Origin of the sequence: Pseudomonas sp. B111 (assembly GCF_026428275.1) — a bacterium.
GTDB lineage: Bacteria > Pseudomonadota > Gammaproteobacteria > Pseudomonadales > Pseudomonadaceae > Pseudomonas > Pseudomonas aeruginosa.
In genome coordinates this window covers 2,573,196-2,585,783 of sequence record NZ_CP097857.1, presented here as the reverse complement: position 1 = coordinate 2,585,783, position 12,588 = coordinate 2,573,196, and the positions used below count along the sequence as shown (strand labels likewise).

The 12,588-nt window shown below is 67.2% G+C and carries 13 protein-coding genes; 7 read left to right on the top strand and 6 right to left on the bottom strand.

From position 1 onward, the window contains the following. Positions 1 to 274 precede the first annotated feature (274 nt). Together M6E97_RS11990 and M6E97_RS11985 are read right to left on the bottom strand one after the other, a co-directional pair. Positions 275 to 622: a hypothetical protein gene (locus tag M6E97_RS11990; RefSeq protein WP_003110770.1), complete on the bottom strand. Its 348-nt coding sequence runs from the start codon at positions 620 to 622 to the stop codon at positions 275 to 277. A 12-nt stretch (positions 623 to 634) separates the two neighbouring features. Beyond that, positions 635 to 1,225: an NAD-dependent epimerase gene (locus M6E97_RS11985; RefSeq protein ID WP_267262551.1), complete on the bottom strand. Its 591-nt coding sequence runs from the start codon at positions 1,223 to 1,225 to the stop codon at positions 635 to 637. Between the two features lie 229 nt (positions 1,226 to 1,454). Here M6E97_RS11985 and M6E97_RS11980 point away from each other — a divergent pair, with 229 nt between their 5' ends. Beyond that, positions 1,455 to 3,407 (top strand): hybrid sensor histidine kinase/response regulator, encoded by a 1,953-nt coding sequence (locus tag M6E97_RS11980; protein WP_049311259.1) that lies wholly within the window; start codon positions 1,455 to 1,457, stop codon positions 3,405 to 3,407. A gap of 3 nt (positions 3,408 to 3,410) precedes the next feature. Here M6E97_RS11980 and M6E97_RS11975 read toward each other — a convergent pair whose 3' ends face one another. Next, complete coding sequence (locus M6E97_RS11975; RefSeq protein WP_003110768.1) at positions 3,411 to 4,019, bottom strand: Yip1 family protein; 609 nt, start codon at positions 4,017 to 4,019, stop codon at positions 3,411 to 3,413. A gap of 161 nt (positions 4,020 to 4,180) precedes the next feature. On the opposite strand from M6E97_RS11975, the gene M6E97_RS11970 reads away from it, so the two are divergent. Further along, positions 4,181 to 4,402 carry a hypothetical protein gene (locus tag M6E97_RS11970; RefSeq protein WP_009876384.1) on the top strand — a complete coding sequence of 74 codons (222 nt, stop codon included), beginning with the start codon at positions 4,181 to 4,183 and terminating at the stop codon, positions 4,400 to 4,402. Here M6E97_RS11970 and M6E97_RS11965 read toward each other — a convergent pair. Together M6E97_RS11965 and M6E97_RS11960 are read right to left on the bottom strand one after the other, a co-directional pair. Then, on the bottom strand, positions 4,386 to 5,336 hold the full coding sequence (locus M6E97_RS11965; protein ID WP_003132117.1) for a methyltransferase: 951 nt from the start codon (positions 5,334 to 5,336) through the stop codon (positions 4,386 to 4,388). The two genes, M6E97_RS11970 and M6E97_RS11965, sit on opposite strands and share 17 nt — an antisense overlap. Then, positions 5,320 to 6,696, bottom strand: coding sequence for an iron-containing redox enzyme family protein (locus M6E97_RS11960; protein WP_009315729.1), 1,377 nt, complete (start codon positions 6,694 to 6,696; stop codon positions 5,320 to 5,322). The genes M6E97_RS11965 and M6E97_RS11960 overlap by 17 nt, the downstream gene beginning before the upstream one ends. Positions 6,697 to 6,881: 185 nt before the next feature. On the opposite strand from M6E97_RS11960, the gene M6E97_RS11955 reads away from it, so the two are divergent. From M6E97_RS11955 to M6E97_RS11945, 3 genes are all read left to right on the top strand, one after another. After that, a complete protein-coding gene (locus M6E97_RS11955) occupies positions 6,882 to 8,096 on the top strand; it encodes a carboxylate-amine ligase (protein ID WP_034005596.1) in 1,215 nt (404 codons plus the stop codon). 27 nt (positions 8,097 to 8,123) lie between these two features. After that, on the top strand, positions 8,124 to 8,546 hold the full coding sequence (locus tag M6E97_RS11950) for a low affinity iron permease family protein (RefSeq protein ID WP_003089012.1): 423 nt from the start codon (positions 8,124 to 8,126) through the stop codon (positions 8,544 to 8,546). A gap of 156 nt (positions 8,547 to 8,702) precedes the next feature. Further along, on the top strand, positions 8,703 to 9,257 hold the full coding sequence (locus M6E97_RS11945) for a ClpP family protease (protein ID WP_003089015.1): 555 nt from the start codon (positions 8,703 to 8,705) through the stop codon (positions 9,255 to 9,257). A 105-nt stretch (positions 9,258 to 9,362) separates the two neighbouring features. Here M6E97_RS11945 and exoY read toward each other — a convergent pair whose 3' ends face one another. Continuing rightward, the gene (exoY, locus tag M6E97_RS11940) at positions 9,363 to 10,499 is read right to left on the bottom strand and encodes a type III secretion system adenylate cyclase effector ExoY (RefSeq protein ID WP_034005598.1); all 1,137 of its coding nucleotides are present in this window, start codon (positions 10,497 to 10,499) and stop codon (positions 9,363 to 9,365) included. A 381-nt stretch (positions 10,500 to 10,880) separates the two neighbouring features. Here exoY and hcnA point away from each other — a divergent pair, with 381 nt between their 5' ends. Beyond that, positions 10,881 to 11,195: a cyanide-forming glycine dehydrogenase subunit HcnA gene (hcnA, locus tag M6E97_RS11935; protein WP_003089025.1), complete on the top strand. Its 315-nt coding sequence runs from the start codon at positions 10,881 to 10,883 to the stop codon at positions 11,193 to 11,195. Beyond that, positions 11,192 to 12,586, top strand: coding sequence for a cyanide-forming glycine dehydrogenase subunit HcnB (hcnB, locus tag M6E97_RS11930; protein ID WP_009315733.1), 1,395 nt, complete (start codon positions 11,192 to 11,194; stop codon positions 12,584 to 12,586). Before hcnA ends, hcnB begins: the two co-directional genes overlap by 4 nt. The last annotated feature ends 2 nt before the right edge of the window (positions 12,587 to 12,588 follow it).

Here is a 12,588-nt window from a genome sequence, read left to right as displayed (position 1 = left end):
GAGCGGGATTAGCCTGAATCAGAGAGAAACCGTCGATACATGCCAACGGTACGGATAACTATAGGTGCCGCGAGGCCGAAATGCCGGCAACATCCAGAATCTGCGGGATAAGCTGCATCCCGCATGGCGCGCGGGATGCAGAATGCAAGAGATCGTGCAGAACGCTGATGCCGGAATGCAATCATCGCGGGTGAAAAGCCCGTTCGGCACTCCTTATAAGCATCTGGAAAACTCGCAACGCCATCGGGTTATATGTGTTTTCTCGATATCTCCGCTACGAACCTCGCCGATTCACCGGCGAAGAAGCCGATCTTTTTTGCCGGGTTTCCCGCATCGCCCGCCGCAATCCCCTTGCCACCCCGTAACCGAGCAGGCAGCCGAGCAGGGTAGCGCCGACCTGCAAGACCAACCCCAGGGCATTGGCCAGGCTCGGCGAGCGTGCGAGTACGCCGGCTTCGGGCCAGAACGCCAGCCATACCGCGACGAAGGCGAGCACCAGGTCGTACCAGGCGCCGCTGACCCCGCCCGGGCGGTAGCCGCGAACGAAAACGATGAAGGCGCTGAAGGCCAGGGCCAGCAGCAAGGTGCCGAAGGCCTGGCTGAGGGTATCGGGGCCGGACATGGCGGGTTCTCCTCAGGGCGCCAGGCGCAGGCACTGGCGCTTGTGCAGGCCGAGACGGACTTCGTCGAGCAGCGCTTCGGCGCAGGCGAATACCCTGGCGGCCTCCACTTCCGCGACGTCGCCGGCGCGGCTGAAATCGTCGATGCGCAGGCCGGCGGGCAGGCTCGGGACCTCCACCAGCGTCCAGTCCAGGCCGCTGACCGTGAGGCTGCGCTCGAGCCCGGCACCCAGTTGCTCCTCGCCGGCGTCGCGCGGCGCCACCAGCCATTGCCAATGGCCAAGCAGGAACAGGCGCGGTACCTCGGCGCGCAGGGCGCCATCGATCAGCGCGGCGCAGATCGGCGGCAAGGCTTCGGCGGCGTAGTCGGACAACGGCGCGAACAGCAGGTCGAGACCGGCAGCCGCCTGGCTGGCCTCGATCGACGACGCCAGGCTGGCTGGCTTGCAGCGCAGCCCGGGGCGCGCCTGCAGGCTGTTGAGATCGGCTTGCAAGGCGCTGACTTCGATCTGTCGCTGCAAGGCGGCGGCGATCAGCGCCTGGCTCAGGCTGTCGTGGGGATGGAATATCCCCAGCTTCAGGGTTGCGGTTTCCAGATTGCGCATGGGAACTCCGGGGTCGGTGCGGTGGAAAGGAGATGTCCCTACCTGCATATCGAAAGCCATACTCCGCACAAGGTTCCGGCGAATGGAATTCGCCGGCCGCTCCGGGGTCTTCCGAAAGGTCGGCCAAGTTCCTGGGGCGAGCCAGCGAGCGGCCGGAAGACGTTCTTCGTACTACCTTGCTGGGTGTGCCTTGCAGCCCGGGTCGAGCAGCCGACGAGTGAACACGTCCATGAAAACCACAAGAAAACCGAAAGTCCCCTTGAACCAGGCCACGCGCAACCGCCTGCTCGACGAAGCGGTCGACGACTACGCGATCCACACGCTGGACAGCGCTGGCCGTATCGCCAGCTGGAGCGCCGGCGCGGCGCGCCTGTTCGGCCACGACGCGAGCGAGATCCTCGGCCGCGACTACGCCTGCTTTCATACCCGCAAGGACCGCGACGCCGGCGTTCCGCAACAGGCGCTGCGCCTGGCGGATGCCGAGGGCCGCTTCGAGACCGAGGGCTGGCGGGTGCGCAGCAACGGCAAGCGCTTCTGGGCGCAGGTGGTGATCGACGCCATCCGCGACAGCCAGGGCCAGTTGCTCGGCTTCGCCCAACTGATCCACGACCTCAGCGAAGGGCGCGCGGCCAAGGAGGCGCTGCGGCGCAGCCAGGAGCAGTTCCGCCTGCTGGTGCAGAGCGTTACCGACTACGCCATCTACATGCTCGACCACCGCGGGCGGATCACCAACTGGAACCTCGGCGCCCAGCGGATCAAGGGCTACCTGCCGGAAGAGGTGATCGGCCGGCACTTCTCCTGCTTCTACACCCCCGAAGACCGCGAGGCCGGCGAACCGGCCCGTGGCCTGGCCGCCGCCGAACGCGAAGGGCGTTTCGAGAAGGAAGGCTGGCGGGTGCGCAAGGACGGCAGTCGCTTCTGGGCCAACGTGGTGATCGATCCGATCCGCGACAGCGATGGCCGGCTGATCGGCTTCGCCAAGGTAACCCGTGACATCACCCACCGGATCGAAGCCGAACGCGAACTGGAACGGGCCCGCCAGGAGCTGTTCCAGGCCCAGAAGATGGAGTCCCTGGGGCACCTCACCGGCGGCGTGGCCCACGACTTCAACAACCTGCTGACGGTGATCATCGGCAGCCTCGGGCTGCTGAAGAAACGCCTGCCCGGCGACCAGCGCACCGCCGACCTCTTGCAGAACGCCTTGGAGGCCGCCCAGCGCGGCGCCAACCTGACCCAGCGGATGCTTTCCTTCGCCCGCAAGCAGCGTCTCGATCCGCAGCCCTGCGCGATCCCCGACCTGCTGCGCGGGATGACCGACCTGCTGATCCATTCCCTGGGACCGAGCGTATCGATCGAGACGCGCTTTCCCCTGGATCTCGACCTCGGTCTGACCGACGCCAACCAGCTCGAACTGTCCATCATCAACCTTGCCACCAACGCCCGCGACGCCATGCCCAACGGCGGGCGCATCGTCTTTTCCGCGAGCAACCAGCGGGTGCCGGCGGACAATCCCCATCGCCTCGCACCGGGCAACTATATCTGCCTGAGCATCAGCGACACCGGCAGCGGCATGGACGAGGAAACCCTGCGCCGTGCGGTGGAACCCTTCTACACCACCAAGGGGGTGGGGCGTGGCACCGGGCTGGGCCTGTCGATCGTCGACGGCCTCGCCGAGCAGCTCGGCGGCCGGCTCACCCTGGAGAGCCAGCCGGGCGTCGGCACCACCGCGAACATCTGGATACCCGCCGTCCCGCGAACCCCGGAAAGCGCCCGTACGGGCAATGGCGCGACGCCGCAGGCGCCCAGCGAAAACGAGCGGGTGCGCTTGTCCTGTCGAGTACTGGTGGTGGACGACGACCCGCTGGTGTTGAACAACACCGCGGCGATGCTGGAGGACCTCGGTTGCTCGGTACTCAAGGCCGACTCCGGCAGCCTGGCCCTGGAGATTCTCACGGCGACGCCGGAACTGGACATCCTCCTGACCGACCAGGCGATGCCACGGATGAACGGCAGCCAGTTGGTGGAGCGGGTCATGGCCCAGGGCCGGCCGCTGAAGATGGCCCTGGCCACCGGCTTCGCGGAAAAGATCGAAGGCGCGGCGGCACAGTTGCCCAAGCTGGCCAAGCCGTTCGGCCAGGAAGAGTTGTACCTGTTCCTGACCGGCACGCTGAAGGCCGGCTGAGCCTCAGCGCAGGTACTCGCCGCTGCCGGCCAGGCTTTGCCCCCAGAACTCGATGAAGATGAAGGCGGTGGTCAGCAGGGTCAGGAAGCCGACGCCGAGGATGCAGAAGGCGTAGAACAATGTCTGCCGCTCCTGCATGCGCATGAACAGCGGCAGGCCGGTGAACAGCAGGCGTACCGAGTAGGCGCAGGCAGCCGCCGCGGCCAGCAGCAGGAGGACCCGCCAGGGCACCAGGGCGACGATCCCGGCGAGCATCAAGGGCACGGCGATCGCCGTGGTGAAGGTCAGGCTGCCCGGTACGCTGGGACGCGACGGCGTGCGGAACAGCACCCAGCGTACGAAGAAGCCCATGATCACCACGCCGGCGACGAAGCCCAGGTAACACATCGTCGCCAGCAGCAGGGCGCTGCCGCTGGAGAGGTGTTGCACGCTGTCGTTGCCCGGCAGCGACCAGCCGACCTGGGTCGTGCCGATGAACAGGCAGGCCGCCGGCAGCAGCGGCAACAGCAACAGCGGAACGAGGAAGGCGAAAGGGTGATGGTCGTAGTCCTGGCGCAGACGAGGCCAGGCATTGGTGGGACTGATCAGTAGCCGAGCCATTTCGCGGGTCATGACGGGCACCTCTTTTCTGTGGCGTTCAGGAGTCTGGACCGGCCCGGCGCGAGGGGGTTCAGGTGGCGTGCCGGGCGGTCCGCGACCACCCATCCAGGGCCTTGAACCGGAAGACGCGGGGAGCGCCGAAAGACAAACGTCCCTGTCTTCCGGAGGAGCCCATGACCACCTACGAAATCCAGCACATGCGCGGCTGGCGGCGTTTCGCCCGCACCGTGCGCGCCGCCAGCCGGGCCGAGGCGGAACGCCTGTGCCTGCCCTGGGAGTGGGTGGATGGCGAGGTCCTCGCGGTGATTCCGGCCGAGGCCGAGGTGGCCGAGCGCTGGCAGCGCCTGAACGAGGACCTGGTGGAAGGCCTGGAGCGCCTCAGGCGCGACGAGTGACCCGCAGGCCGACCACGGCGATCCGCTCGGCTTCGCGGTAGGCGGGGCTGTCCAACTCTTCGGCGAACACGTCCGGGTCCAGTTCCTGGTAGTCCCACTCCCACTCCCGAGACGCCAGGCGTTCGCGGATGCGGGCGAGGAACGGATCGCCGCCTTCGACCATCGCCACGCCGGTATACAGCAGCAGGCTGCCGCCGGCTTCCAGGCGCTCGAGGGCGGCATCGACGATTGCCAGCGAGAGCCCGGCGCCGAGCATCCCGCCACCATGCCGGTAGGCGCGCTCCGAGGCATCCAGGAGATAGGGCGGGTTGGCCACGATCAGGTCGAAGCGACCGGGCGCCTGGCTCAGCAGGTCGCTACGCGCCAGGGTCAGGTTACCGACCCCCGCCAGCGCCGCGTTGACCCGCGCCAGGTCGAGCGCCGCCGGATTGATATCCAGCCCGTGTACTTCTGCGTCCGGGCAGGCCATGGCGATGCGGATCGCGCCGGGGCCGGCGCCGCAGCCGATATCCGCCGCACGGCGGATGCGTGCCGGATCGGACGATGCCAGGTGGCTGCGAATCAGCCGGTCGAAGCGGTAGGTGTCGGGGCCGAAGAACACCGCGTCGGCGGCCAGGGTAGGGAAGGCCGAATGGACGAACAGTTGCTCGCCGAGGCTGGAGACGCGCACCTGGCTGCGCCAGCCGTCCGCCTCGCGGCGGATCAGGTCGGCGCCGGCAAGAAGGGTCAGCCAGTCGGCCGGCAGGCTTTCCCCGGCGAATGCCCGGCTCCAGCCGAAGATGCCGGCCAGGTCCCGGGCCATGCGGTTTTCCGGGCGGGCGTTGACGCGCTCATGGGTAGCCGGGGTGACGGTGACGAAACGGTAGTCCTGGCCTCGCAACCAGTTGCCGAGGCTGACCAGGACGTCCAGGCGCGGATCATTCAGGCTGGGCATGGGCGGCCCTCCAGCGCTGGCTGAACATCCGCGTGGCAAGGAGACCGGCGGGTCCGTGGTGGCGGTGCGGGGCCATCAGTTCGAGAAGGCGTGCGACGCCCTGCTCGGGGGATAGCCGCAGCAGCTCGCGTCGCAGCGCGACCTGCTCGGCGTCCACGTCGCTGCCCGCCGTCGCCGGCTCCGCCAGCGGCGCAAGCGGGTCCCTGTCCGCCGGAGCGGGGGCTTGCCAGTCGCCAGCGATCCAGTCGTACAGCAACTGCCGCTCGTAGGGAGTGAAGACTCCGAACATCGCCGCCCGGTCGCCCTCGATCAGGTTCCAGAAACGGCTGCCGCGCGGATCGGCATGGCGCCGGATCCAGCCCTCTTCCTCCAGGCAGGCGAGAAACGCCGGGAACCGCCCGGGCACCGCCAGCCACTGGTTCACCGTGCGCCCGCCGATCCGGCAACGATCCGAATGCATACCGGCGGCGTAGGGGCGCTTGCGCTCGAACATGGCCAGCAATTCTTCCTCGAGATCGAAGCCGTCGATCACCTGCTCGGTGCTCAGGCCGACCTCGTTCAGGCGGTAGCCGTTCCTCACCCGTTCGAGGAAGGCCGCGCGCCCGCCAAGCTGCGGCAGGTTGTCGTAGAGCGCGCGCAGGGCCTTGCGCGCATGCCCGCTGGCGGCGTTGTCGATGGTCACGTGCAACTGGAAGTAGTAGGAGTCGAAGCCCAGCTCGCGCAGCTCCTGAGTGGTGATCAACAGGTGCAGCGGCGGTTGCTCGTAGCCGAGGTTGTAGCCGATCACTTCGGGCAGGTAGTCCGCGGCGAGGTGGCCGAGGGCGAGTTGCTGGGTGCCCTGCAGGTAGTGCAGGTCGCTGAGGCCTTCGACTTCCTCGCTGCCGATGCTGGCCAGCAGGCGCCGGTAGAGCAGGACGTGGTTGCGTGCCGGGACGCCGTCGCCGAGTTCTTCGAGGAAGGTCTCCAGCAGCGGCCGCAGGCGTTCCTCGCCATGATGCGGCAACAGCCCATAGAGCCAGGCGCCATCGACCAGCTTGGTCGGGGCCACGCTGCGAATGAAGTGCATCGCCTGGGAGGGAACCTGGAAGTAGCGTCGCCCTTCGCCGCGCCGACGTGCCCGGAGGTATTCGGCATGCGCCTCGGCGGTGCGCCGGGCCCCGGCATCGAGCCAGGCCGGCCAATCGGCGGGGTCCTCCGGCAGGTCGTCGTCATGGGTGGCGGCCAGGCTCAATTGCTGGTCGAGGAACTCGCCGGCGGCTTCGAGATGCTCGCGGGGCTCGTCGAGCAGGGCGTGGTACAGGTCGCGGACCCTGGGCGAAGGGCTTGCACTGGAGGCAGGGAGGGGCGAAGACAGGCTCATGTCGCGTTCCTTGTCGTGGGTTTGCGGGGGCGGCCGGGGCGACCACACATATGGGTGCGAGTGATACCAGGGGAAAAAGGTTTCACTGGCAGGATCGGTGGCGCGCCGGGGAACCTCACGGCGGAAAAAACGAACCTCGAGGGCACTCCGGCGTCTTCCCGAGACAAACCCCGGGAGCTGCGCCGATGACCCACGACCTGGCCGCCAGCGGCCTTCGCTTCGGCATCGAGGAAGAATTCTTCCTGCTCGATGCCTCCGACCTGGACATCGTCCGCTCCGCACCCGCCGGATTCGTCGCGGCCTGCCGCGACACGCTCGGCGAGCATTTCGCCGAGGAGATGTTCGAATGCCAGGTCGAGGTGGCCAGCCCGGTGTTCTCCACCCTGGCCGAGGCCGCGCGCTTCCACGGGCAGGCCCGGCAACGCCTGGCGCATCTGGCCATGGACTTCGGCCTGCGCTCGCTCTGCGTCGGCACCCATCCCTTCGCCGACTGGCGGCGGGCGCGAAGCAACCCGGCGGCGCACTTCGCCCGCCTGTTCGAGGACCAGGGGCGGGTGGCCCGGCGCAGCCTGGTCTGCGGCCTGCACGTGCATGTGGAGATACCGCCGAGCCACGACCGCATGGCCGTGCTCCAGCGCGTGTTGCCGTGGCTGCCGCTGCTGCTGGCGTTGAGCGCATCCTCGCCGTTCCGCGGCGGCCGGCGCAGCGGCCTGGCGAGCTATCGACGGGCGCTGTGCGGCGAGTGGCCGAGGATGAACATTCCTCCTGCCTTGCCCGACGAGGACGCCTATCGCCGCCACCTGGCGCTGCTGCGCGAGGCCGGCTGCATCCGCGAGGATGGCCAGGTCTGGTGGATGATCCGGCCGTCTTCCCATGTGCCGACCCTGGAGCTGCGTATCTGCGACGCCTGCCCGCGCCTGGCCGACGCGCTGAGCCTGGCCGGGCTGTTCAGGGCGCTGGTGGGCGAAGCGCTAGGCGCGGGCCCGCGTGCGTTGCCGGTCGCGCGCGACGCCTGCCTGGAGGAAAACTATTGGCAGGCGCTGCGTTACGGTTGCGCCGGCCGCTATCTCGTCGACGGCCGCTGCGTAGGTGCCGGGGACTGGCTGGAAATGGCCTGGCGACAGTGCCGGCCGCAGGCCCGCCAGGGCAACGAATGGGCCTACGAGCATGCCCGTGGATTGCTCGGAGAGACCTCCGCCAGTCGCCAGTTGCGGCGCTACCAGACATTGCGCGCAGCGGGCCAGGAACGGCACGTGGCGCTGCGCCGGCTGGTGGAAGAACTGCTGGAGGAGAATCTCCAGCCGGCCTTGGCCGGTCCGGCCGGCAAGCGCGCCCACGAAGGCGGCCGGTCATTCCGTCCGGCCGCTGGAGCGCCGATGCCAATCCGCGGTCAGGAGTAGGGAGAACGTCACAGGGGGTTCGCCACCATGAGCTTTTCCCGATTCGCCCAACGCCTGTCCAACTGGAGCGGCCGGCCGCCGACCTTCGTCATCGCCCTCGGATTGATCCTGGCATGGGCGATCAGCGGGCCGTTCTTCGACTTCAACGATACCTGGCAACTGGTGATCAATACCTCGACCACCATCGTTACCTTCCTCATGGTCTTCCTCATCCAGAACACCCAGAACCGCGATACCGATGCGCTGCACATCAAGATCGACGAACTGCTGCGCAGCACCCGGCGCGCCCACAACGCGCTGCTCGGACTCGACGACCTGGACGCCGACACCTTGCGCGAACTGCGTGAGCGCTACCAGCGGATGGGTGAGCGGGATGGAGATACGCCGCAGGGCGTAGCCAGCGAAGAAGCCCGCGAATGCGCCTGCGAGGAACGACAGCGCGACGCCTGAAGCCTCCCTGCGTAAGGCAGCCGCGTGCTCATCGTGCCTGGTTCCTGGCCGGCACTGCCATTCGTCGCGCCGATGGCTCGCGGCGCAGGCGCGACAATCCTCTGTAGGGAAACCCGTGCAGACCGTCGAGGAACCGATACGGAAAGAGAGGCGAGCATGTCCAAGCAGCACATCATCCATTTCACCGGGCCGATCAATTCGTCCACCTGCGGCAATCTGATCAACACTTGCGCCAAGGTCCTGCAACAGGAGGCCGAGGAGTTGCGGATCAACATCGCCACCATGGGCGGGGAATGCAGCTACGGCTTTACCCTGTACAACTTCCTGCGCGCGCTGCCGGTGCCGATACATACCCACAACCTGGGTACCGTCGAGTCGATGGGCAACATCCTGTTCCTCGCCGGCGAGCGACGCAGCGCCAGTGCCCACAGCAAGTTCCTGTTCCATCCTTTCCACTGGACCCTGCATGGCGCGGTGGACCATGCGCGGATGGCGGAATATGCGATGAGCCTCGACTACGACCTGGAGCTTTACGCCCGGATCGTCGCCGAGAACACCCGTGATGCGCCGGAACGCCTGGATATCCCGAGCTACCTGATGGCCTATCCGCGCATCCTCGGTCCGGAAGACGCCCTGGCTTGCGGACTGATCCATACGGTGGACGATTCGCCTATACCCGCTTCCGCCTGCCAGTGGAGTATCCATTCCTAGCTTCCCCGCGCCGCCCAGCATATTCCGGCAAGCGGAAGGCCTTGGACAGGCGGCAGGATGCCCATGCCGCCGGGGAAAGCGGGCTTTGCCAACGACCTTCGCGCATCAGACCTTACGTTGGAAAAAGTCGAGCGCCTCCTGGAAGCTGGGCCGCAGCGGCACGTTCCAGTCGGGATGGGCGGTGAAGTGATAGCCGTTGCCCTTGATGCACTCGACCAGCAAGGAAAAGCTCTTCCGATCCGCCACCACGCAGACCTCGTCGAAGCGAACGGACTCTTCTTCGAGCCGATGCTCCATGGCCCGGGGAAGGTAGAAGGTGGCCGGGAAGTTGTCACCCATATGGGAGCCTGGGTTGCCCGCATCGTCGCTGTGGTGAAACATCTCCCTGTGCTCCCCCCGGCCCAGGCAGTCATTGAGGGCGTCCACCAGTTGCCGCGTGCGCGGAGTGATGTTTCCCCTGGCCATATCCTCCCTGCCATAGAATCCGTCCTCGCTCAGGGGATCCTTTGCACCGAGGGGGGTGTATCTGACCGCGGTATTCCTTCTTGCATCGAGACCACCACTGCCATGCGCCTCGATCGAGGGCGCTACCAGGAAGAGGTCATAATCGGCGGTCATCGCCAGCCCGCAAGCCGGGCTGGCCAGTACCTGCACCGCTTCCGACCGCCCCAGGCGGCTGATCCTGTAGAGACCGTCCGGCTGCTGGCGGGCCTCGAACTCATAGCGCTTGCCGCTGGGGCCCTGCGCGGTCAGGAGGCGAACCGGCCCGACTCCGTCTGCCACCAAGCCGAAATTCCGCACCAGCTCCGCAAGGCGTTGCTGAGAGATCCGCAGGTCGGTCTGGGTATAGGCTCCGCCATCCATTCCCTTCGCCACAGCCAGGTTCAGCTTGCGTATTTCCGCCGTGTCGCGGTTTTCCCGCTTGCTGAGATGCTGGTCGACACAGATGAACCCCGCTTGCGGACCCCAGTTCGAGCTTTTCCCCTTCACCGAGAAGCCCTTGGTCGGGAAACCCTCTTCGATCAGCGTGGTGACGATTCTTTCAACCGGGCGAATGCCAAAGACGGTATTCGTCTGCCTGGCCACCGCCTGCATGCGCAAGGCATGTTCCACGGGAACCCCCACCCCCTGCGCATCGAACAGGTCCTGTAGAGCCCGTGCCTGCATATCCGCGGGGCGCTGTAGCGGTCCGGGCTGTGCCGTTGCGTTAGAAACCACCTGACGATGACCGTCGATACGCATGGTTCGTTTTCCCGCATATGCCAAAGAAGGAGTCGAGAATAAGAATCCGGGCAGCGGCGAGATATCAGAAAACGCGGGCAAATTTTTTGTTTTCCGCACGCTGCGCGCGCGAGCGCTAGGTAGATGACTGCGACGCCGGGAAGAAACTTCGAATTCCCCGCGCGCAATTCAGGGAGAACCACATGGGGCCTCCACGGGTGAGCCGGCTTTGCTGCTTGGCACCCTGGGGTAGGCGCGGGTTCGACTTTTCCGCGCGAACGCCTGCACCCCACCTACCAGAATTGGCAGGGGAAGATACCCACCTGTCATGGATCAATGTCCGCGCCCGGCCCGACTCCTAGTGTCGCCGGCTCCCGACTCTCTCTCACGGATGAAAGGGCAATGCACCTTCTTGAACGTCAACACGATATCCAGCCCCTCTCGCGGGCAGACATGACCATCCACCTCAATGGCCAGCCCGTCGCGGCGGCTGCCGGTGAGACCGTGCTCAACGTGCTCAATGCCGTGGGCCTGCGCCGGCTCGCGCGCAACGACCATGGCCAGGCCAGCGGCGCCTTCTGCGGCATGGGCGTATGCCACTGCTGCCTGGTCGCCATTGACGGCCGGCCCAAGCGCCGCGCCTGCCAGACCGTCGTCCGGCCGGGCATGCGGGTGGAAACCGAAAGCAACCGCTTCGACCGGGAGGAACGGCCATGAACCTGCGCCCGGTGATCGTCGGCGGCGGCTCGGCCGGCATGGCCGCAGCCATCGAGCTGGCTAGGCGCGGGGTCCCCTGCATCCTCTTCGACGAGGCCTCGCGTCCCGGCGGGGTGGTCTATCGCGGCCCCTTGCGGGCCGGCGTCGATCCGGCCTACCTCGGCGCGCGCTACACCCGGATGCTGGAAAAACTGCGGCGCGATTTCTCCGCCTGCGCCGGGCACATCGACCTGCGCCTGAACAGCCGCGTGGTCGGCGGCGACGGCCAGCGCCTGATGGTCCTCGACGAGGCGGAACGGCTGCACGAGGTGGAGTATTCGCACCTGCTCCTGGCCACCGGCTGCCATGAGCGCAGCGTGCCGTTCCCCGGCTGGACCCTGCCCGGGGTGATGCTCCTCGGCGGCCTGCAATTGCAGATCAAGAGCGGCGTGGTGAAGCCCCTGGGCGATACCCTGATCGCCGGCAGCGGCCCGCTGCTGCCACTGGTGGCCTGCCAGCTGCATGCGGCCGGGGTACGTGTCGCCGGGGTCTACGAGGCCTGCGCGTTCGGCCGCATGGCCAGGGAAAGCCTGGCGCTGCTGAACAAGCCGCAACTGTTCCTCGACGGCCTGAGCATGCTCGGCTATCTCAAGCTCAACGGCATTCCGCTGCACTATGGCTGGGGCGTGGTGGAGGCCAGCGGCGAGGGGGAACTGACGGAAGTGACGGTAGCGCCCTACGACGAAGAGTGGCGGCCCGACCTGGAAAACGCGCGACCGGTGAAGGCCAGCACCCTGGCGGTCGGCTATGGCTTCATCCCGCGCACCCAGCTCAGCCAGCAGTTGGGCCTGGAGCACGGCTTCAGCGACGACGGATACCTGCGCGCGGAATGCAACGTCTGGCAGCAGAGCAGCCAACCGCACATCCACCTGGCCGGCGACATGGCGGGTATCCGCGGCGGCGAGGCGGCGATGATCGGCGGGCGCATCGCGGCCTTGTCGATCCTCCTGCAACGCGAGGCGATCGCGCCCGCCGAGGCCATCGAACGCCGAGAATCCCATCTCGCCCGGCTGGAGGCGATCAAGCGCTTCCGCGCCGGAGTTGAGCGCTACACCCAGCGCGGCGCCCGCCAGGTCGAACTGGCGCGGGCCGATACGGTGATCTGCCGCTGCGAACAGGTCACCCGTGGCGACATCGAGCGCGCGCTCGAACAGGGCGTGCAGGACATCGCCGGGCTGAAGATGCGCACCCGCGCCGGCATGGGCGACTGCCAGGGGCGGATGTGCATCGGCTACTGCAGCGATCGCCTGCGCCGCGCCACCGGACGCCACGACGTCGGCTGGCTGCGGCCGCGTTTCCCGATCGATCCGATCCCGTTTTCCGCATTCCAGAACCTCGGTACGGAAGCCTGAAC

What these genes read in the sequence shown, in the direction of transcription:
- M6E97_RS11960 (WP_009315729.1), bottom strand. Translation starts at nt 6,696, where the DNA reads ATGAGCCTGTCTTCGCCCCTCCCTGCCTCCAGTGCAAGCCCTTCGCCC.
- M6E97_RS11990 (WP_003110770.1), bottom strand. Translation starts at nt 622, where the DNA reads ATGTCCGGCCCCGATACCCTCAGCCAGGCCTTCGGCACCTTGCTGCTG.
- M6E97_RS11955 (WP_034005596.1), top strand. Translation starts at nt 6,882, where the DNA reads ATGACCCACGACCTGGCCGCCAGCGGCCTTCGCTTCGGCATCGAGGAA.
- M6E97_RS11985 (WP_267262551.1), bottom strand. Translation starts at nt 1,225, where the DNA reads ATGCGCAATCTGGAAACCGCAACCCTGAAGCTGGGGATATTCCATCCC.
- M6E97_RS11975 (WP_003110768.1), bottom strand. Translation starts at nt 4,019, where the DNA reads ATGACCCGCGAAATGGCTCGGCTACTGATCAGTCCCACCAATGCCTGG.
- M6E97_RS11950 (WP_003089012.1), top strand. Translation starts at nt 8,124, where the DNA reads ATGAGCTTTTCCCGATTCGCCCAACGCCTGTCCAACTGGAGCGGCCGG.
- M6E97_RS11970 (WP_009876384.1), top strand. Translation starts at nt 4,181, where the DNA reads ATGACCACCTACGAAATCCAGCACATGCGCGGCTGGCGGCGTTTCGCC.
- exoY (WP_034005598.1), bottom strand. Translation starts at nt 10,499, where the DNA reads ATGCGTATCGACGGTCATCGTCAGGTGGTTTCTAACGCAACGGCACAG.
- hcnB (WP_009315733.1), top strand. Translation starts at nt 11,192, where the DNA reads ATGAACCTGCGCCCGGTGATCGTCGGCGGCGGCTCGGCCGGCATGGCC.
- M6E97_RS11945 (WP_003089015.1), top strand. Translation starts at nt 8,703, where the DNA reads ATGTCCAAGCAGCACATCATCCATTTCACCGGGCCGATCAATTCGTCC.
- hcnA (WP_003089025.1), top strand. Translation starts at nt 10,881, where the DNA reads ATGCACCTTCTTGAACGTCAACACGATATCCAGCCCCTCTCGCGGGCA.
- M6E97_RS11965 (WP_003132117.1), bottom strand. Translation starts at nt 5,336, where the DNA reads ATGCCCAGCCTGAATGATCCGCGCCTGGACGTCCTGGTCAGCCTCGGC.
- M6E97_RS11980 (WP_049311259.1), top strand. Translation starts at nt 1,455, where the DNA reads ATGAAAACCACAAGAAAACCGAAAGTCCCCTTGAACCAGGCCACGCGC.